The organism is Phycisphaerae bacterium (assembly GCA_012729815.1).
In the GTDB taxonomy this organism is placed as follows: Bacteria; Planctomycetota; Phycisphaerae; order JAAYCJ01; family JAAYCJ01; genus JAAYCJ01.
This window is the reverse complement of sequence record JAAYCJ010000197.1, coordinates 1-20,053: the sequence shown is the minus strand read 5'-3', so window position 1 is coordinate 20,053 and position 20,053 is coordinate 1. Positions and strand designations below refer to the sequence as shown.

At 64.1% G+C, this 20,053-nt stretch carries 15 protein-coding genes; 9 read left to right on the top strand and 6 right to left on the bottom strand.

Annotated features, from left to right (window positions below; translation table 11 throughout):
- Positions 1–388 precede the first annotated feature (388 nt).
- From GXY33_13175 to GXY33_13165, 3 genes are all read left to right on the top strand, one after another.
- Complete coding sequence (locus GXY33_13175; GenBank protein NLX06084.1) at positions 389–1,978, top strand: PhoPQ-activated pathogenicity; 1,590 nt, start codon at positions 389–391, stop codon at positions 1,976–1,978.
- Positions 1,979–2,249: 271 nt separating this feature from the next.
- Positions 2,250–2,675 carry a hypothetical protein gene (locus GXY33_13170; protein ID NLX06083.1) on the top strand — a complete coding sequence of 142 codons (426 nt, stop codon included), beginning with the start codon at positions 2,250–2,252 and terminating at the stop codon, positions 2,673–2,675.
- A gap of 37 nt (positions 2,676–2,712) precedes the next feature.
- Positions 2,713–4,191, top strand: coding sequence for a hypothetical protein (locus tag GXY33_13165; protein ID NLX06082.1), 1,479 nt, complete (start codon positions 2,713–2,715; stop codon positions 4,189–4,191).
- 29 nt (positions 4,192–4,220) lie between these two features.
- Here GXY33_13165 and GXY33_13160 read toward each other — a convergent pair whose 3' ends face one another.
- The 4 genes from GXY33_13160 to GXY33_13145 all read right to left on the bottom strand — a co-directional run bounded on the left by GXY33_13160 (position 4,221) and on the right by GXY33_13145 (position 10,474).
- Positions 4,221–7,721 carry a hypothetical protein gene (locus tag GXY33_13160; protein ID NLX06081.1) on the bottom strand — a complete coding sequence of 1,167 codons (3,501 nt, stop codon included), beginning with the start codon at positions 7,719–7,721 and terminating at the stop codon, positions 4,221–4,223.
- A gap of 98 nt (positions 7,722–7,819) precedes the next feature.
- Complete coding sequence (locus tag GXY33_13155) at positions 7,820–8,488, bottom strand: type II secretion system protein (protein ID NLX06080.1); 669 nt, start codon at positions 8,486–8,488, stop codon at positions 7,820–7,822.
- Positions 8,478–9,518, bottom strand: coding sequence for a LacI family transcriptional regulator (locus GXY33_13150; GenBank protein NLX06079.1), 1,041 nt, complete (start codon positions 9,516–9,518; stop codon positions 8,478–8,480). Before GXY33_13150 ends, GXY33_13155 begins: the two co-directional genes overlap by 11 nt.
- Before the next feature lie 170 nt (positions 9,519–9,688).
- Entirely contained in the window at positions 9,689–10,474 is a 786-nt protein-coding gene (locus GXY33_13145; GenBank protein NLX06078.1) for a hypothetical protein, read from the bottom strand.
- Positions 10,475–10,668: 194 nt separating this feature from the next.
- Here GXY33_13145 and GXY33_13140 point away from each other — a divergent pair, with 194 nt between their 5' ends.
- The gene (locus GXY33_13140) at positions 10,669–11,793 is read left to right on the top strand and encodes a substrate-binding domain-containing protein (GenBank protein NLX06077.1); all 1,125 of its coding nucleotides are present in this window, start codon (positions 10,669–10,671) and stop codon (positions 11,791–11,793) included.
- Between the two features lie 40 nt (positions 11,794–11,833).
- Here the strand turns inward: GXY33_13140 and GXY33_13135 are convergent, their stop codons facing one another.
- Complete coding sequence (locus GXY33_13135) at positions 11,834–12,961, bottom strand: hypothetical protein (GenBank protein ID NLX06076.1); 1,128 nt, start codon at positions 12,959–12,961, stop codon at positions 11,834–11,836.
- A 147-nt stretch (positions 12,962–13,108) separates the two neighbouring features.
- Between GXY33_13135 and GXY33_13130 the strand changes: the two genes are divergently transcribed.
- The 5 genes from GXY33_13130 (at position 13,109) to GXY33_13110 (ending at position 18,916) form a co-directional block, all read left to right on the top strand.
- Entirely contained in the window at positions 13,109–13,954 is an 846-nt protein-coding gene (locus GXY33_13130; GenBank protein NLX06075.1) for a helix-turn-helix domain-containing protein, read from the top strand.
- A gap of 40 nt (positions 13,955–13,994) precedes the next feature.
- Positions 13,995–15,038: an Lrp/AsnC family transcriptional regulator gene (locus tag GXY33_13125; protein NLX06074.1), complete on the top strand. Its 1,044-nt coding sequence runs from the start codon at positions 13,995–13,997 to the stop codon at positions 15,036–15,038.
- Positions 15,025–15,873, top strand: coding sequence for a cytochrome c biogenesis protein CcsA (ccsA, locus tag GXY33_13120; protein NLX06073.1), 849 nt, complete (start codon positions 15,025–15,027; stop codon positions 15,871–15,873). Before GXY33_13125 ends, ccsA begins: the two co-directional genes overlap by 14 nt.
- Positions 15,870–17,147 carry a glutamyl-tRNA reductase gene (locus tag GXY33_13115; protein ID NLX06072.1) on the top strand — a complete coding sequence of 426 codons (1,278 nt, stop codon included), beginning with the start codon at positions 15,870–15,872 and terminating at the stop codon, positions 17,145–17,147. The genes ccsA and GXY33_13115 overlap by 4 nt, the downstream gene beginning before the upstream one ends.
- A gap of 182 nt (positions 17,148–17,329) precedes the next feature.
- A complete protein-coding gene (locus tag GXY33_13110; protein NLX06071.1) occupies positions 17,330–18,916 on the top strand; it encodes a sigma-70 family RNA polymerase sigma factor in 1,587 nt (528 codons plus the stop codon).
- 101 nt (positions 18,917–19,017) lie between these two features.
- Here the strand turns inward: GXY33_13110 and GXY33_13105 are convergent.
- A partial coding sequence (locus GXY33_13105; protein NLX06070.1) for a hypothetical protein occupies positions 19,018–20,053 on the bottom strand: 1,036 nt, incomplete at its 5' end.

Below are 20,053 nucleotides of genomic sequence, written 5' to 3'. Positions count from 1 at the left end.
TGAGGCATCCCTGAGACACACTGAGACGACGGTATCGGCTGACTGTTGGGAATCTCACCTTACAATCGCTGGCTGGCGAGACTCCAGCGGTCTGGACATGGGACTCTCGTTGTGCCTGGAAACGGCACTCTCGGCTGCGCATGGTGCAGCCGGAGGAACCGCTTCCTTCGCAGCCTGGGTTGGGATGTGCCCTTCTTCGCGACCGCGAAAACCGAAGAAGGTGCGCCCGGCGACAACGGGAGCAGCAAAACGAGTGGACCAGCCGGACGCGCAAGCACAGCATCCTTGCGCGGGGATAACGCTCTGTCGGTGCATCTCCGGCCAAGCCGCGAACGGCGGACGCCGGTGCCTGTGGGGTACTGTTCGACACCTTTTTGGAGGACCAACCATGAAAACTGCATTGACTCAGAAATGGGGCGCCATGATCTGCGCAGCGGCGGTCGTTGCCGGCTTGTGCCCCGGACTCGCGATGGCCACCGCGCTCGACGACTACGTCGCCGCCGCCGACCAGAGCTTCGCCTACACCCTCGTCAACACCATCGCCGGCACGGGCTACACCGCCTACGTCTACGACATGACCTCCCAGAACTGGCGAGACCCCAACGAAATCTCGCACACCGAATGGTGGCACTGGCTGACCATCATCGTGCCCGACACCGTTAGCCACGAGACCGCTCTGCTCTACCTCGACTCCCCGCTCGGGGGCGTCGGATTCAACCGCTACGGCACGTACGAGCTGCGCAGCAACATCCCGACCACCGTCGATTCCATCCTCGCCGGCATCGCCACCGACACCCAGTCCATCGTCGTCCAGTGCGAAATGGTCCCGAACCAGCAGCTCAAGTTCCTCAGCGAAGCCGCCGGGACCTGGCGCCATGAAGATGCGGTGCTGGCCTACTCATGGAAAGAGTTCTTCGACGCCTACGACGCCAACTCCGTCGACAACTACTGGCCCGCGAACCTGCCCATGACCAAGGCCACCATCCGCTCCATGGACGCCGCCCAGGCCATCTGTTCCGGCCTCAACAAGACGCTCGACCAGTTCGTCATCAGCGGAATCTCCAAACGCGGCTGGTCCGCCTGGCTCGCCGCCGCCGTCGACGCCCTCGCCCAGGAACCGCGCGTCGCCGCCATCGCTCCGATGGTCTTCGACGCCCTCAACCTCCAGGAGTCCTTCCAGCACCACTACGACGTCTACCAGTCCTGGTCCTGGCCCGTCCAACCCTACGTCGACGCCGGGATCTTCGACCGCCTCGGCTCGCCGGAGGCCGACATGCTCATGGAGATCATCGATCCGTACGAATACCTCGACCGGATCGATATCCCCAAATACATCGTCAACTCGGCCGGCGACCCCTTCTTCCTCCCGGACTCCTCCCAGTTCTACTGGGACGAACTCCAGGGACCAAGCTGGATCCGATACGTTCAGAACACCGACCACGACCTGAATGTCGACGCCTTCAACGCCCTGGAAGGATTCTACTGGTCCATCCTGAATAGCGCCACCCTGCCTACCTTCCTCACCATCGTCGATAGCGACGGGTCGATCCTCGTCTGGTCGTGGACCGGGTACGTCACCAGCGCCAAGCTGTGGCAGGCCAACAACCCCACCGCGCGGGACTTCCGCCATGAAGTGATCGGCGACGCCTACACCAGCACGACCGCCGACTACTGGGGCTACGGCATGTTCTTCAGCGAGGTGCCTTATCCGACGGAAGGCTGGACCGCCTACTTCATGGAGTTGACCTACCAGAGCGCCGGTCCCCAGCCCACCAAGTTCTCCACCCAGGTCTCCATCGTCCTGGCCGGCGACGTCGACGGCGACCTGGACGTCGATGACGACGACCTGGCCATCATTGACGCCAACATCCCAACCGCCTCCGGCGCCTATCGCGACGACGGCGACATGGACGGCGACGGCGACGTCGACGGCGATGATCGCGACATCGCCGAGAACAACTACGGCCTGGGCCTCTAGCCCGCGCACCTCGGCGCACCGCGGCGCCTGTGCCAATGTCCCAAGCGCCTCCGGCCGACCGGTCGGAGGCGCTTTCTTGCGCGAGTCTTTTCCGCCTGGGCCATCCGTTCCCCTTGCGACTCATGCCCTTCCATCGACGGGCCCGCCAACAACGATGCGCCCGCCGGGTTTTGCTTTTGACACGACGCACTTCCGAGGTACAATACGGCCCGTGGAGTTCTCTTTCGTTCTCAATCAGGGGGTACTCAGTTCCAATCGAGGGAGGTGTATCATGCATCGAATGTTCTGGGGGTTTGCGCTGATGGCGGTCGTGGGGCTGGCCGGATGCAGTTGGTGCGAAAGGTGGAGCGATAACGGCGCCGTGACCGACGGAAACGGCGAAGTCCTCGAAACCATGGTCACGGTCAAAATGACCGACAACCTCAGGTTTGTCCCGGAAAGGCTCACCATCGACAGAGGACAGACCGTGGAGTGGAAAAACGCCTCCGACGTCGTCCACACCGTGACCGCCATGCCCGAAAGGGCCGTTGATCGGGCGCACGTCAGACTGCCCGAAGGGGCCGTGCCTTTCGACTCCGGAACCATCCAACCGGGTCAGACCTACCGCTATACCTTCACCGTCCCCGGCCTTTATCGGTACTTCTCCATTCCGCACGAAACGACCGGTATGATCGGCGAAGTGGAAGTCAGAGACTGAACGCCCCTGTCGTCCGGGGCCTGGCAAGAGGATCGCCATGACCAACGAGTTCATCCATCCGAACTGGCACGTCATCGTGCTCCACTTTCCCATCGCCCTGCTGACGACGGGAATCATCATCGAGTGGCTCGGACTGATCGGGACCCGGGAGGGCTTTCGCGGAGCGGGACGCTGGATGGTCCTGCTCGGCGCCCTCCTGGCCGTCCCGGCCGCTACCACCGGTCTCTACGCCTTCCGCGATGAGGTCGTTCGCGGACCGCTGACCCTCGGTATGGACTGGTCGGCGGTGGTCCAACAGAGCACCTGGAACGATGCCCAGTGGGAGCTGATCAGCGACCACATCCTGTTCAACAGCATCGCCGCGGTGATCTTCCTCGTGGTGATCGTCCTGTGGGTTGGCGGCAACCGCGAATGGCGGCAACGGGCCTACTGGCCCATGACCATCGCCCTCCTGGTCGCGCTGGCTCTGATGACCGTCGGAGCCTGGCACGGCGGCGAAATGGTCTACCGCTACGGCACGGGCGTCGCCGCCCTCGACCAGACCGCCGACGCCGCCACGCCGCAAACCACCGGCATCGAATACTATATCTCGTCGCTTCAGCTTCACCTGACACTGGCCGGCCTGCTCCTCGCCATCGCGGTCGGATCGCTGGCGGTCTCATGGCGCGTCGCCACCCAGGCAACCGCCGAAATCCAACAGCGAGGCTACGAGGTCGCCCCGCCGGGCGAACCGCCACACGGCAGCGCCGAACCGCAAGTCCCGATCGCACGGCCCTGGCGATACTGGCTGGCTGCCCTGGTCGCCGGACTGCTGACCGCCCTGGCCGGAATCTGGGCGGTGACCGACGCGATCAGCGTCGACGCCCTCGAACACAACTGGCAAGAGCTCTTCGAGCCCTCGCACCTGCGACTCCTGCTGCACGCCATCGTCGGCGTCAGCGTCATCGTCCTGACCTTCATCCTGATCTTCGTCGCCAACTACCTCAAACGCCACCGCTCCGTCGTCGCCGTCTTCCTGGCCCTGCTGCTCATCGCAGCCGCAGTCCAGGTGTGGCTGGGAATCCTCATGCTCTTCGACTCGCACTCGGGCCCGCTGCTCGGCTTCGGACCGGCCGCGCAAGCCGCGCCCATCGACGAAGGCGAAGCCGCGGAGCCCTCGCCGGCCACCACGCCCGCCGCGCCCGAAGTCGGCATGACCAACCAGCTCGAATTCATTCCAAAACGAATCGCCATCGACGCCGGCCAGACCGTCCTCTGGAAAAACACCTCCGACATCCCGCACACCGTCACCGCCGATCCCGCTCAGGCCATCCGCCCGCAAGACCACGTCCAACTGCCCGAAGGCGCCGAAACCTTCGACTCGGGAACCATGCAGCCGGGCGACACCTTCCGCCACACCTTCACCGTCCCAGGCCTCTACCGCTACTTCTGTGTCCCGCACGAAATGAACGGCATGGTCGGCGAAGTCGAAGTCCGACAGGAACGCCCGGCAGCCGGCGAACCCGAGCCGAGATAGAACGCCATGCCGGCCGCCATCGCCGGCGTCTACCGCCCTCTGAGCGCAATCTCCCGTCCTGTCACAGCCGCCAAAATCGGAATGGCCGTGGACGGTGCCAGGCGAAACTCGATCCGCGCGATCGGTTTCTCCGGAAACGGATTGGCCCACTCGAAAAGATAGAGCGTGGCCTCCTCCGGCCCCGGAACAATCCCACGCCACACCGGCTTGGCCCAGGGCATCACTCTCGGCGGAGTCGCCGGCCACGACTCGATGTTCAAGCCGACCTGAAGCGGAATCGCCTCCTCGCAACCGTCGACGTAGCGAACGACGTAACTCCCCATGTCGTTCGCGGTCCAGTTGTACGAGAGCGTGTGAAGGAAATAGAGGTGCGAGAAACGCCCGCCGACGTCGATCGCGGCTTTGTCCTGAATGTACGGCGCTGGCACAAAGGGGTAAAACGCCTTAGCCGACCGCAACGCAATGCAGTTCCTCCCGTTGTTGTCCTTCGACGACACAAGGGTGAAAGGAACGCCCTCAAACGTCACGTCTCCGGACGGAAGATCGCCCACCGTCTCCAAACGGTCGATCACCCAGCCCGAGTACATCATCTTGTCCGTCGCAATCTCCTCGCGAAAGTCCCGATTGCACTGCCCAGCCAGGTCGATCCGCCGATAGCCCGCCTCCTCATACGAAGCGAAGGATACCATATCCTGCTCGTCCCAGACCGCCGGAGTCGTCGCCTTTCGCTCCATCGCGTATGCCAGAATCCCCGCCAGCAACTTTCGGCACGCGGGCTCGCAATCGATCTTCGCCACCAGCGGCATCTGACAAAGCAGATACGACCCTCGCCCGTAAGGGACCTCGACCAGCGGTGTAAGCGATGACCCGCCGCCAGCCGCGATGACCGCCTCAAACCGCCCGGCGGACGGCCTCCGAAAAAGGTCCGTCGCGGCGACGTAGTTGTCGCTCGCCCAGAACCGCAGTTCGTCTTCGTCGATTCCACTGACGATCGGATGATCGGCCTCGTTGATGAACGCCGCCGTGGCCCGCGAGCCTCTCGCCGGCTCAAGACGAACCGGCAGCCACCGGAGAAATTCACGCTGGTCCAGACAGACCACCGTCCCGCCCGCCTCGACAAAGCCCGCAAGCCAGCGGGCCAGGTCACCAGGAAACTCCCCGCTTAGAGCGTTTCGCCCGATCACGACAACCCAGCCTTCCTTCACGCCCTCAAGCGAATCGAGCGATTCGAACGGTACGCCAAGCCTCTCGAACACCCCAGCCGTCTCCTTCTCCGGATCGAACAGCGCCAATCGGCCCGATGGAAGACCAAGCGCGTCCGCCACCGGATAGATTCGATAGGCGATCTCAAGCGAATCCGCCACGTCCTCGCCTTCGCAAAGCATCGCCGTCAGCACAACGGTCGTCTCCGCCGGGACAACGGGCGAGTCAAACCCAATACCGATCTCCGCAATCTCGCCCGGCGCCACAATCACCGTCTTGGCCCCCTGCCCGATCCCCTTGCCGTCCTCGCCGACCTCCCACACCAGCGACAACTCCCTCGGCCGATAAGTCTCGTTGTAGACCACCAGCGTCCGATCCACGCGCCTCCCGCCAAAAAACCGCGTATGGTGCTCCTTGGGAAACACGCCAACCGGCTTGAACACGTCCTTCACCGCCGCCAGGTGCGAATTCGGAATCCTCCCGCCCTCGGAATGGAAAAACGCCGGACTCTCCATCGCGATGTCCTGCAGACGATAGGCGTTGACCAGCATCCGCCACATCTCCGCAAAACCCCTCAGGCGCTCTCCCTCATCCCGCGCCGCGCGCTCGCCGATCAGTATGGACGGGTCCATCCGCGGAACGTCCTCGCCAACACAGAGCGGCTTGTCGCCCTGCCAGTGGACTTCGCAGTAGATGCCGCCCGCGACGTTGTCATGGTACCACCGCCCTCCCGTCTGGCGCGTCGCCCAGAAAAAACCATTCGGCGGGACGGAGGAATCCTGCGGATAGTGCAGATCGATCGTCATCTCCTTCCCGTCCAGCGCCCCGTACGCGCTGTGCTTCACCGGCCGCGTCGGGTCGAGTTCCCGAATCAGGTCCTGAAGCTCCACCAGAAACTCCGTCACCTTCTTGTGCCGCGGCGTCGTCCAGAACGCGAACTCGTTGCTGCTGCTCCACAGAACCACCGACGGGTGATTCCGATCCCGTCGAACCCATTCGCGAAGGTGCGCGCGGGCGTTCTTCCGGTAAAGCTCCTCCGCCGGCTCGCCCTCGTACGGCGGCTCGCCGAAAAACTGGTGCCCTCCGTCGTAAAGGGCCGACTCCGCGATCAGCAGGACGCCCTCCTCATCCGCCGCGTCGAGTATCCACGGAGCCATCGGCTGGCCGTGAAGCCTCGCCGAAACGATGTGGCTCTCCTTCAGCGCCCGCCACATCCGCTTGGCCCCCTCAAGCCCCTCAGCCGCTCCCGAACGATTGTACTCCCCAACGTGTCCCCAGATGTTCCACAGCCTCACCTTCGCCCCGTTCAGAACGAACGATCGTCCGTCGATCCAGAACTCCCGAAACCCGAACCGCTGCGTCTGCCCATCCACCTCGCCGTCGCCCCTCTCCAGCGTCGTCCTCACGTGATACAGCTTCGGATGGTCCGGCCACCACAACTCCGCCCGCTCGAACGGCTCCGAGAACGTCACCACCTTCGCTTCGCCCGGATCGAGCGACACCGCCAAAGACTCGAACTCCTTGACCGGCGCCTCGCCGTCAAGAACCTCCGCCCGCAAAAACCCGTCGAAGCGATCCTTCCCCTCATTCTTCACCGTCGTCGCAACGTCAAGCCGCATCGCCCGAACCGACGGCATGACAAACACGTCGTCGATCGCCGCCGCCGGACGAATGACAAGCCGAACGTCCTGCCAGATCCCGACGTAAAAGGGATACATCGCCGCCGTCGGAGCGAACGCCGCTTCACGCTGCCAATACCGATCCCTCGTAAACGACCGCTGATCGCCCACGCCAACCAGAATCTCGTTCCTGCCCGGCCGGACCAGATCCGTCACGTCCACCTCAAAAGGCGTGAACCCGCCGACGTGATGGCATACCGGCGTACCATTGAAATACACCCACGCCTGGTGAGCGACCGCGTCGAACTCAAGCTTCATCCTGCTCTCAGCCGCCGTCTCGGACAGTTCCACAATGCGTCTGTACCACGCAAACGGAAGGCTGTTGCCCGGCCCGTCAAAGCACCCGTCACCGTACGTCTCGTCCCACTCCGCCGGCGGCTCGCCCGACAGACGCTGCCAGTCGCTCCGGGCGCCCCACGGATTCGGGACCGTGATCGTCTTCCAGCCCGCCGCGTCGGGCGGATATCCAAGCTGCTTCCGCCAGACCGGCTGAAACTCCCACTCGCCCGACAGATCGGCCACCCGCCGTTGGCTCTCACCCTTCACAAACGTCGCACCCGAAGCCACCCGGCCGCTCGATGTGACGGTGGCAACGAGCGAAATGAACACAACAACGTCCGAGGCTGACAGCTTGTGTGAACTTGACATTCAGTACCTCCGCCCGGCCGCCTTTAATACCGACGCCCAGCTCCTGCCGGCCCGACGACCGGACGGTCTGACCGGCTCGCCTCGACCGTCCGCACCCGTCAGTTCCTCAGAAAATGCCACAGCGCGGCGTCAAACCGCGTGACCCCCTCGTGATTAACACTCACGTGCCCGTCCACGTACAGCATGCCCGCCCCGCTCGGATGACGCAAATCATCCACCCGGTCCAAAAGATTCCACTCGTGGGCCTCATAGCACGCCCACCGCCAGTTGCTCCCGTTGCGAAGCGGATTGCCGTCCGCCAGGTACAGCGTCTCGCTCGGGCACAACAGCCCCGATACCTTCCCCGGCCACGGGCAACTCCCGTCGCTCTCCCCCGTATCGTAGCACTGCCCGCTGTACCGGTTCATCGCGTAACTCCGATTGCTCGGCCAGCTCGGACACACGCTCGGATCCGTGCCCGGATCGACGTCCCACCAGTTCCCGTCCTTCACGTATCCCGCCAGACGCGGATACCAACACTCGCTGTTCCCGTACGGATCGCCCGAAGCCGGACTGCTCCGGATGATCCGCCACGGCATCACCGCGTCCTCATAGTCCTCCGCGTAATACCGAAGGCCCATGCCCATCGTCCGCAGGTTGTTCTCGCACACCACCTGCCGGGCCGCATCGCGAGCCCGCGACAACGCCGGCAACAGCAGCGAAACCAACACGGAAATGATGGCAATCACCACCAGAAGCTCGATCAGCGTGAAACTCCTACTCCTCATCGGATGCCTCCTCCGAACGCACCGCCGAAGCGGCGGCGCTCGACTCGCGAACCACCAGCCTCTCGGGCAGAACCACACGCTCACAGCGGGAATCCCGGTCGTCGATCTTCCGAAACACCATCTCCGCCGCGATCCGACCCATCCGGTCGAACGGCAGATGCACCGTCGTCAACGGCGGAATCACGTGCTCGCAGGGATACGCGTCATTGAACGTCACCACGCTCATCTCCCGCGGAACCCGAACGCCGCGCCCATGCAGCACCTTCAGCACCTCGACCGCTTGGTAATGGTTGTAGACCAACAGGCCCGTCGGCCGCGGCCGGCACGCCAGACACCTCTCAACAAACGGCAATGCCTGCGTGTTCTCCGTCCGAAAAACCCTCTCGCCGCCAACGTCCACGCCCGCACGCGCCATCGTATCGGCAAAACCACGGCAACGCTGTTCCACGCTGTAATGGCCCGAATCGACCAGCCAGAACCGAATGTCCCGATGCCCCAGGTCCAGAAGGTGCTGCGTCGCCAGGCACGCCCCCTGATAGTCGTCAAATACCACCGAATCGTGCTCCGCCGAGGGATCCGCGTTGCACGTGACCAGGGGCAACCCGGCCCGCTCCGCCCGAACCACGCACTCCGGATCAACGGCCTCCACCGCCACCAGGGCATCCACCCGTTCCGGTAACACCAGACGATCCCAGTCCTCCATCGCGTACCGGGCGGGAAGAAACGCGAGGTGACAGGCTCGCCGATGCACCTCCTCCACAAAGCTCGCAAAGAAGCTCTCGTACACGTGCCCCACCGTCGGCAGCGCACCCCCGTACAGCACCCCGATCGCCTCGCTCCGACCCCGCGCAAACGCCCGCGCCCGATGGCTCGGCTGATACCCCAGCCGTCGAGCCGTCTCCACCACCCGCCGACGCGTCACCTTATTGAACGGATCGCGCTCGCCCGGATCGTTCAGAATCCGGCTCACCGTCGCCTTCGATACCCCGCACTCCCGCGCCACGTCGATAAGCCGAGCCCGGCTGATCATCGTCCAAACCTTGATAAACCGAAACAGTAACCACTCATATGCCTATTAAACCGGTCTAAGTGTAACGCAAACCACACCCCCGCGTCAAGATGGAATCTCCAGACGCGTAACCAGCCGGTCCCGGCCTCGCCCGGCACAAGCCCGCAAACGACCGAACCTGCCCGTCTCTCCTACCCCCCCAACGCCTCCCGCGCCCCTGCGATAAACCCCGACGCCCCCTCGTGGAACCGCGTCATCTCATCCGAATTGCTGATCATCTTCACCCCCACCTCGGCCACCCGGCGAATGTCCTCAAAACTGCCCGAATGACTCGACGCGATCTTCCCGTGCGCGTCGCACGCCCGCGCGACCCGCCGCACCACCTCGAGCACGTCCGGATGCGAAAGCCCCTGGAAATTCCCCATCTCAGCCGACAGGTCCCCCGGACCTACGAACACCATGTCCACCCCCGGATTCGCCGCGATGGGTTCGATCAGCTCCACCGCGGCGCACGTCTCAACCTGAATGCCCAGAATCAAATTCGCGTTGGCCTCCCGGCAGTACGTTTCCATGCTCGCCGGAGCAACGAAATCCGTGTGCGGCCGGATCGGATGCAGCCCCCGCCGACCGACCGGCGCGTACTTCGCCGCCGACACCGCACGATCCACCTCCTCCATCGTTCGGATCATCGGCACCAGAATCCCCTCCGCCCCGGCGTCCAGAATCCGGCTGATCATCCCCGGCTCATGCCACGGTACCCGAACGATTGTGCAAATGCCGTGCCGCTTCGCCGAATCAATAATCCGCCCCGCCTGATCCGGGTCGTACAACCCGTGCTCCATGTCCAGAATCAAGTAGTCGAACCCGCTGCGATGAAGTATCGCCGCCACCCCCGCCGTCTTCATCTCACACACGAACGTCCCAAACACCACCTCGCCCAACGCCATCTTCCGCCGAAGCTGTCTTGCTAACTCCATGCCCATTACTCCGTATCAACAACACCTCTCAACGCACCAAATGTCTATACATTTAGACCGGCTGTACAGGCCAATTTACATCAGAAATCCTTGTTCCACAACAATATCTGCACTCATGTGCAGTTTCTCGTTGACAACCCCTGCGATCCGCTTGTAGAGATACCTTAAATGTTGTAGATACGAGCCAAGGGAGCATGAGTCAGTCGGGGCCGGAACACAAGGCGGAACATCATGATCGATCTCCGACCAAGTATCAGCAGGTCAAGCACTGGATACTGGCGCGGATCGAACGGGGAGAGTTCACCCCCGACAAACCCTTGCCCGCCGAACACCTTCTGATGGAAATCCACAGCGTCAGCCGCGGCACCATCCGCCAGGCCATGTTCGAACTCCAGCACGAAGGCAAAATCCGCCGCACCCCTGGCCGCGGCACCTTCATCCTCGACCAGCACGCCGCACCCAAAACCGTTGCCTCCTTCCACTGGTCCGTCCTCTGTCGCTACCGCCACGATCACGGCGACTTCGCCCTCGCCGGCCTCGAAGAGGCCGCCGTCGCCGCCGGTGCCCGCGTCACCGTCGAATACGTCGGCGACGACCCGCGGCACGCACGCGAAGCCGTCAAACGCATCCTCGACCGAAAACCCGCCGGCGCCATCGTCGAACCGCTCCCTTACGAACCCGATGCCCACCAGGTCTACCAGCCGCTCTTCGAAATCAACCTGCCCGTCGTCCAGTTCAGCCAGCCCCTCGACCACCTCGACGGCCCCATCGTTGTCCTGAACCACCGCCTCGCCGCGCGACAGATCGCCCAGCACCTGGTCGACCTGGGCCACCGACGTATCGCTTACATCAGTTCGCCGCGATACTGGACCGTCGATCAACAGGTCGAAGGCCTCTGTGAATTCCTGAACGAAGCCGGAATCGAACCCAACGAACAGTGGTTCCGCTTCGAAACCGAATTCACCGACCGCCGCGGCTTCGACGCCATGCGACAACTCCTCGCCCTCCCAAAACCGCCCACCGCCGTCGTCGCCCTCAACGCCGTCGTTGCCGCCAACGCCTACCGAGCCATCCGCAGCGCCGGCCTCGCCATCCCAAAGGACATCAGCGTCGTCGCCGTCACCGGCGAAAACCAACACCTCCCCGAAGCCCTCGACCCGCCCCTGACCGTCTGGTGCCCCTGGACCTGCTCGCAACGACTCGGCCGGACCGCCGGCGAACTCCTCGGCCAACTCGTGCAGAATCACCGGCCCGCAACCCCACAAGTCCTCATCGACCCCGCCCCCCTACCCCGAGGCTCCGTCGCCCTCGCCCCATAACCTCCACCTTCTGGCTTCTGAATTCAGAATTCTCTCTTCCTCACATCCACCCCGTCATCCTCGCCAGCCGCCCCACATAATCCACAAAGTCCGCCCACGAAACATCCGACGGCACGCCATGATCGCAGCCGGGAATATACCCGCCGTCGCGAACCACCGGTTCAATCCGCGCCAACTCATCCGCCAGCGCCTTGCCGCCCTTGGCCATCGCCCGTTTGTCCACGCCGCCGCGATACGCCATGTTCTTCCCGAACCGCCGACGAAACTCGTTGATGTCGTTGCCCGCCGCCACCTCGATCGGATCGCAGCAATTGACTCCCGCCTCCATCCAGATCGGAATCAACTCGCCGATGTACCCATCCGAGTCGATCGCGTAGATCGGCACGCCCGCCTCGCGCACGATCTGTCCCCACCGCTGCCACACCGGCAACAGAAACTCCCGACACATCGCCGGCGATATCATCGAAAACTTCTTGTACGCCATGTCCTCCGACAGATGCACCATGTCCGGCTTGACGTACTCCAACCCCCGCTCGATCAGCCGCGCCACGTACTCCTGCCAGAAACCCAGCATCTCCCGAACGAAATCCGGATCCTCAATAAACATCATGCACAAATTCTCAAACCCCACCCACTCGCGAAGCTGCCAGAACGGCCCCGAAAAATGGAACCCCACCGGATAGTCCCGCTCCGCCATCCGCCGGCCCAACTCCGCCGCGTCCTCCGCCAGCCGCGACGGATCCTCCGCGTCGTACCGCTGCTTCATCGCCTCCCAGTCCGACCGCGACTCCACCGGACACTTGATCCACCGCCGCGTCACAAAATCGTACGCATTGCGCAGGTACCGCGTGTCGAACTCATTGCTGATCTCGCAGATGTTCCCCTTCCAGTCCTGCACGATCTGCGTCCGCTCCTTCCGCTCGATCACCTTCTCCTCGAACTCCGGAATCATCCGCTCGCTGATCGGGAACGATCCAAGCCCCGGATCGAGCTTCTCAACCCCGCCCGCCGCGCGATACGCATACCCCGTGATGTCCTGCTCGCCCTCCGGCAGACCCTCCCGGTGCCAGCGGGCCCGGGTCGACTCCCGACCGCCGCCCGGAGAAAACGGAATCCGATCCGGCTTGCCAAACCGCAGCGTCTCGAGGAAACGTTCACGAGCGTTCATCCGTCTCGTCCTTTCCTTTATCCACCGATATGCACTTTTCGACCAGACACAACGCCCTCAATGGGCCGCCATACCCTTGATATCATGCCATAAATCGATGATAATAAGTGCCTTATTCCACCAACAATGGATTTTGCGGTCGCCGTTATGGACTTTTCAATCACATCCGACCTGCCCGTCCACCGCGAAGAACAATTCCGCACCCCCTCCGGACCCGAACGCGCCGTCGGCCTCTGGGTCGACCGAATCGGTGCCAGTTTCAACGACTACGGCCGAAAACGCCTCCGAATCCTCGGCCAGTTCGCAGCCGTCCGCGTCGACGCCGGCCAAGGCGACTTCTTCTCCCCCGCCACCGGCCCCCTCCCCGTCCACGCCGGCCAGGCCATCATCCTCTTCCCCGACGAACCCCACCTCTACATGCCCAGAAACCGATGGCAGACCCGCTGGGTCGTCTGGAACGGCCCCGAAGCCCATAACCTCCTGCAACTGGGCTATTTGGCAAAAGACCGAGCCGTCATCGACGACCCGCTCGCCGCCGTCGCCGACGCCCACCGGCGACTCCAGCCCAATATCCACCGCGAAGACCTCGCCGAGATCCTCGATCGCAAAAACACCATCCTGCACATGGTCCTCGCCCTCTTCCGATCGTCCCGCCGCTCGGATCAGGCTAACGCCGGCCCCGAACGAATCGAACCGATCCTCGCCTTCCTCGCCGACCACTGCGCAGACCAGACCGCCATCGACGAATTGGCCAGACATTTCAACCTCAGCCCGCCTACCCTCCGCCGCCTCTTTAAGACCCACACCGGCCGCAGCCCGCGCGAATTCGTCACCTCGCTCCGAATCTCCCGCGCCAAGGAACTCCTTGCCCAGGGCCGCCCGATCAAGGAAGTCGCGGCAACCGTCGGATATGATGACCAGTTCTACTTCATGAAAGTCTTTAAGAAAACCACCGGCGTCCCGCCCGGCAAATTCGCCTTCATGACCCGCTGACAACTGATATAATTGCCTTTGTTCCGAGTGTGGGAGGTCCATGTCCATCCGCAGCGATACCAATGACCTGACCCCTGGCATGCCCGAGGCGGACCGTCGCCTGATGGGCCTGCTCCAGGATCTGCCTCTGACCGCTGAGCCCTGGCGGATGGTCGCCCAGCGCGCCGATATCGACCAGCCCTCGCTGCTGAACAAGCTCGCCCAGTGGCGGACCACCAGCCGTCTTCGCCACGTCCGGGCCTTCTTCAACACCCGTCGCCTCGGCTGTCGCTCCACCCTCGCCGCCGCCGCCGTCCGTCCAGACCAGGCCGACCGACTCGCCGCCCTCATCACCGCCAGACCCGAAGTCTCCCACAACTTCCTCCGCGAAGGGGCCGACCTGAACCTCTGGTTCACCCTCACCTGCCCGCCGGCCGGACCAACACCAGACCAGGTCCTCACGGAACTCTCGCAGGCCATCGCCCAGCCGATCCGCGCCTTCGACGCCACCAAACACTACAAAATCTCCTTCGACGGCCTCTTCCCGGCCTCAGACGACTGGCCAACCCCCTCACCACCCAAGCGGACGCCGCCAATCGCCCAACTCCGCACCGCACTCGCCCTCCTCCAGGACGATCTGCCGCTATGCCCGCAGCCGTTCGCCGAACTGGCCAAACAGAATGGCATGACCCAAGACGACCTGCTCCAAGCCGCGATCACACTCAAACATCACGGCCTGATCCGACGGATCGGCGCCCTGTGGAACTTCGCCAAACTCACCGCCAACCGCAACGTCATGACCCTCTGGAACGCCCCAGCCGACCGACTCGACGCCCTCGGCCGGCACCTCGCCGAATGCCCGCGCGTCAGCCACTGCTACCAGCGCCGCACCCACACCGACTGGCCCTGGCCCATCTACGCCATGCTCCACGGCGCCGGCCGCGACGATTGCCTCCGACAGATCGACGAACTCGCCGCCCCATTCACCGACGCTGAGCACCTGGAGCTCTGGACCGTCCGCGAATACAAACAGTCGCCCGTGCGGCTGGACGCCGATAAGATCGATCTGAAACTATTGGACTCCGATAGCGATGCCGACGTTTGAGCTGATAACGACGATGGCCGGCGTAATCTGCTACGCCGCCGCCTTGGCCCTGGCCGTCGCCGCGCCGCTGCGCCGAGCGAACCGAGTGCTACCGCAGGCCGGCCTCATACTCGCCGGTTCGCTGCTGATCGCGCTCGCCCTCGTCGTCGACGCCGTCCGATCCGGACACTTCAGCCTCGCCGACCGCCACCAGGCCCTCCTCTTCTACGTCGTCGCCGTCACCGTCGTATTCTTCTTCACCGCCCGACGCCACGACCTCCGCGGCCTCTGGCTCATCGTTCTGCCCTACGTGACCGTCCTCGCCGCCTTCGGAACCTGGGGCGCCTTCGCCCATCGGCCGGTCCAGCCGGGCATCGAAAGCCCCTGGCTCATCCTGCACGTCCTGACCGCACTGCTCGGCTACGCCCTCTTCACCCTCGCCAGCGTCTACGCCGCCGCCTTCCTCGTCCAGGACCGAAGCCTCCGACGCAAACAGTTCGGCCAGACCTTCGAAGCCCTTCCGCCGCTCGAGACCCTCGAAGCCCTCATGCGCCGACAGGTCGGACTCGCCTTCGTCGTCTTCACCGCCGCCATCGCCCTGGGCGTCGTCCTCGCCCACATCAACGGCTGGGGAAGGGCGTGGCTCACCGACCCGAAAATCCTCGCCACCGCCCTGACCTGGGCCGTCTACGCCGTCCTGCTCTACCTGCGACTCGGACGACTCTACTGCGGACGACGCGCCGCCGTCGTCACCCTCGCCGGACTCGCCTGCCTCCTCTTCACCTTCGTCGGCGTCCCGCTCCTGACCGACAGCATGCACGACTTCGCCGCCTCCGGGCAGGGAGGCAACACATGAACCTCGTCATGACCGGCGTGAACTTCCGAACCGCCCCGCTCGCCCTCCGCGAAAAACTCTCCTTCCGCAAACACGACATCCCCGGTGTCCTCCAGCGGATCAAGTGGGAGTTCCAGGACGCCGAGTTCGTCCTCCTTTCCACCTGCAACCGAACCGAACTCTACGCCGCCGGCGAACTGGTCGCCGCCCATCGCCCGCGACTCTGGACCATCCTGACCGGCCACCCGCAGGAAACCCTCAACCCCGACCCTGCCGACCACTGCTACGTCAAACAGGACCTCCAAGCCGTCGAACACCTCTTCGCCGTCGCCGCCAGCCTCGACTCCATGGTCATCGGCGAAACCGAAATCCTCGGACAGGTCAAGCAGGCCTACTTCACCGCCGCCGAAGCCGCCACCACCGGGCCGCTGCTCAACCCGCTCTTCCAGCAGGCACTCACCATCGCCAAGCGCGTCCACAGCGAGACCCACATCGGCCGCGGACGGGTCTCCGTCGGCTCCGTCGCCGTCGAATTCGCCGAAAAAATCTTCCGCGACCTGCCCGCCAAAACCGTCATGATCGTCGGCGCCGGCGAGACCAGCGAACTCACCCTCCAGAACCTCGTCGCCCGCGGTGTCCGAAACGTCCTGGTCCTCAACCGTTCCCTCGAACGCGGCCGCGCCCTCGCCGATCGCTACGACGGCAAAGCCATTCAGATCGACCTCCTCGACGACTACCTCAGCCGGGCCGACATCGTCATCAGCTCCACCGACGCCCCCCACCCGGTCCTCCGCGTCCCGTCCATGACCCGCGCCCTCGCCGAACGCCGCGGCCGCCCCGTGCTCCTGGTCGATCTCGCCGTCCCGCGCGACATCGAACCCGCCGTCGGCGAACTCGTCAACGTCTACCTCTACAACATCGACGACCTCCAGGGCCTCGCCGCTGAGAACCTCAAACGCCGCCGCCAAGCCGTCGAACACGCCCAGCAGATCGTCCGCGACGGCGCCGCCCGATTCGACGGACTTCTCCGCGCCCAGGGACTCGGCGCCCTCATCCGCGACCTCGAAACCTCCGCCCGACAGGTCAAAGACGCCGAACTCGCCCGCGCCTTCGCCCGCCAACACCTCGCCTCGCTGCCCGAGGAATGCCGCGAGGAGATCCGGCAGCTCCTCGACCGCACCATCAACCAGCTCCTGGCCAACCCCAAATCCGCCCTCAAACAGGCCGCCCAAAACGGCCAGGCCGACCACTTCGCCGAAATCGCCCGAAAACTCTTCAACCTCAACGACAAGTAGAGCGGGCGCCGCCCACCACTCTCGCTCCCACCGCATAACCCCGCCATCGCCTCCGTAGCCCTCGCTCCCAACCTACTGCACCGACCACCCAAAAACTGTCGCGAAAAACCGCCGTTCCCGGTAAAGATCGCAAATGCACACCGGCTCTTATCTATAGAAGGCCTTCTGGCAGAGGTGTTGATGTGGAACAGGTTGCCGAATTGGTCGCTCGGGTCGCCTCCGCGCCGGACTGCCGTAGCCGCGTCGAAGCCTACGGCCGGCTGGTGGAGCAGTTCAGGGGTATGGCGTGCGGCTACGCCTACTCCATCCTCGGCGATTTCCATCTGGCCGAGGATGTCGCACAGAATGCGTTCATCACAGCGTTCGGGAAGCTCGGGCAGCTTCAACAGCCACAGGCTTTTCCCGGCTGGTTTCGCCGGATCGTCTGGTCCGAGTGCGGACGAGCCACCCGCCGCAGGCAACGGCCCGCGACCGGCTTGGATGACGCCGCACACGTCGCATCCGCCGTGCCTCCGCCCCATGACGCGATGGAGCGGGAGGAAGCGAAAGACCGGGTGCATGCAGCCATTCGAACGTTGCCTGACTCCCAACGCGAAGTGACGACCCTGTTCTACATCGACGGGTATTCCCAAAAGCAGATAGCCGACTTCCTCGAGGTCTCCGTCGGCACGGTCAACAACCGACTCAGCGCATCGCGAACCCGACTGAAGGAAAGGATGTTGAACATGGTCCAGGATATGCTGCATGGCAATGCACCCGATGAGCGGTTTGATAGAGCCGTCCTGTTGAAGCTGCCTCAGGTCTCCGACATGATGGAACCGGTCGCCCACCTGCCGTCCACCCTGGACGCCTTCCAGGCCCGACTCATTCTCTCAGCCCTCCCGAACGGGTCGGAGATTCGAGAACTCGCCCCGCTGATCCCGATCTATCGCTATCCACTCGTCGCTCACTGTCGCCTGCCGGACGGACAAGACACAGCCGTCGAGGTCCATGCCTACGCCCATCCTCTTGACTCGGCTGAGCGACAGGCCCGCCTCCTCGGGATCCTGGCCGAACTCGGCCTGCCGGTGCAGAAGCTCCTGGCCGGCCCCGCCCTCCATCCCGACTTTCCCGACGTCGGGCCGATGGCCGTGCTGACCCACCTGGAAGGCGAGGATCTGCCGTTCTGGAACGCGACGACCGACCAGATCGATCTGATCTGCCGCCTCGTGATCGAAGGCGTCACGCGACTGCACGCCCTGACCGAACCGCTGCAGCGACACCCCATCAGCAAGACCCTGCCGCGCCGCTCGTTGATCTGGGAGCTCGACCTGATCGCCGACAAAGGCGGACCGTGGATGACCCAGCCGCTGTTTCGCCAGGCTCTGGCCCGGCTTCGGCCGGCCCTGGAAGCGGTGGCTGTGCCGCTGGTCTTCTCCAACGGACTAAACCTCACCTGGAACTTCAAGTACGACGGCCGCAGGCTCACCGGGTTCCAGCTCTTCGAGCGGGCCTGCCTCGAAGACCCGCACATCCAGTTCGCCAAGTACAAGTATTGGGCCATCGACACGTTGGGCTGGGGACCGTTTGAGCGAGCCGGACTGGTGGAGCGATACCTGTACGATCAGGATGTCTCCAGGTCCCAATTCGCCCCGCGCCTGGCCCTGCGCTGCCTCGCCCGTCTTCAGGAATGCATCCCGGTTCGAGGGGACGACGACCAATGGGCCCGCGAACGCCAAAGCTGCCTCTCCCTGCTCGAAGACAGCATGCGAATCCTCCCCGCGAACTGAAGCAAGGCCGCGCAATCCGATCCGGAATCGTGAGCTCCATCCTCCCGACGCGCCAGCCGTCGGAGTATCCTCGGCCGCCCTGAACGCCGGCCCAGGACGCGCTACCGTTCCAACGAAAAAACCATCACCTGCCCAAAATCCTGCGGATCGCTCTCGATGACCCGCGCCGAAACCACCAGATCCACCCGCCCCGCCTCCTGCGTCTCGGCGAACAGCACCACCGTCCCCAGCCGGTCCAGACTCGCATCGTCCAGTTCGGTAACCTTCAGCCGCCACGCGAACGGCGGCGAATCGACGTCGTTAAGACCATACCGACCCTGCAAATCCCCCGGAATCACCCACACCTCGCCATACTTGTTGCTCTCCGGCAGATGCCGCCGACCCGAAAGCCCGATCGCCAGCAGCGCCGGACCGCCGTCCACCGGCCCGCTGACATCCACCGAAATCTGCCGCTGACCGCGATCCACGTCATCCAGCACCAATACGCTGTCCTTCTGCAGCGACAGCTCGCCGCGAAGCGGACCCCGAATCACGAACAAGCGGCCCACCGTCTCTGAATTCGCCAGCCGCGCCGCCACGATCAACTCGCATCGCCCGTCGCCCGTCAAATCCGCCACCGTCGCCGCGTACGCCAGCACGTCCGGATCGTCCGACCGGACCGCCACCAGCGCCACATCCTCCACCGCCTGCTCGCCGCTCAACCCGCCCGGCACCACGTAGATCGCATTGTTGATGTAATCCGACACCACCAACTCGCCGCAGCCACGCTCATCAACGTCCGCCGCCGCCAGACCCGAACCGAACGCCCCGCTCGGACCGCGGATCACCACGTCCGCATCCTCCGGCATCGTCAGTACGCCGCTGCGAGGCCCGTACACCACGTACACCTCCGCCCGAAGCGGACACGCCACCGCCATGTCTTCCTGCCCGTCCCCGTTGTAGTCCACCGCCGCCATCGCCGCCCCGAACGACGCCGGGCCCTCCAGCGTCAAAAACGCCGAACCCTCCATCGCCCGCCGACCGCGAAGCGACGAATCAATCACGTACACCGACCCGCCGTTCGGATCGAAATGATGACCCATATTCTCCCACGGCGATCCCAGCAAGGCGCTGCTCACCACGTCCCGCCGACCGTCG

Bases quoted from the DNA above. Each gene is read 5' to 3' on its own strand.
- GXY33_13175 (NLX06084.1), top strand. From the start codon at position 389: ATGAAAACTGCATTGACTCAGAAATGGGGCGCCATGATCTGCGCAGCG.
- GXY33_13170 (NLX06083.1), top strand. From the start codon at position 2,250: ATGCATCGAATGTTCTGGGGGTTTGCGCTGATGGCGGTCGTGGGGCTG.
- GXY33_13165 (NLX06082.1), top strand. From the start codon at position 2,713: ATGACCAACGAGTTCATCCATCCGAACTGGCACGTCATCGTGCTCCAC.
- GXY33_13160 (NLX06081.1), bottom strand. From the start codon at position 7,721: ATGTCAAGTTCACACAAGCTGTCAGCCTCGGACGTTGTTGTGTTCATT.
- GXY33_13155 (NLX06080.1), bottom strand. From the start codon at position 8,488: ATGAGGAGTAGGAGTTTCACGCTGATCGAGCTTCTGGTGGTGATTGCC.
- GXY33_13150 (NLX06079.1), bottom strand. From the start codon at position 9,518: ATGATCAGCCGGGCTCGGCTTATCGACGTGGCGCGGGAGTGCGGGGTA.
- GXY33_13145 (NLX06078.1), bottom strand. From the start codon at position 10,474: ATGGAGTTAGCAAGACAGCTTCGGCGGAAGATGGCGTTGGGCGAGGTG.
- GXY33_13140 (NLX06077.1), top strand. From the start codon at position 10,669: ATGAGTCAGTCGGGGCCGGAACACAAGGCGGAACATCATGATCGATCT.
- GXY33_13135 (NLX06076.1), bottom strand. From the start codon at position 12,961: ATGAACGCTCGTGAACGTTTCCTCGAGACGCTGCGGTTTGGCAAGCCG.
- GXY33_13130 (NLX06075.1), top strand. From the start codon at position 13,109: ATGGACTTTTCAATCACATCCGACCTGCCCGTCCACCGCGAAGAACAA.
- GXY33_13125 (NLX06074.1), top strand. From the start codon at position 13,995: ATGTCCATCCGCAGCGATACCAATGACCTGACCCCTGGCATGCCCGAG.
- ccsA (NLX06073.1), top strand. From the start codon at position 15,025: ATGCCGACGTTTGAGCTGATAACGACGATGGCCGGCGTAATCTGCTAC.
- GXY33_13115 (NLX06072.1), top strand. From the start codon at position 15,870: ATGAACCTCGTCATGACCGGCGTGAACTTCCGAACCGCCCCGCTCGCC.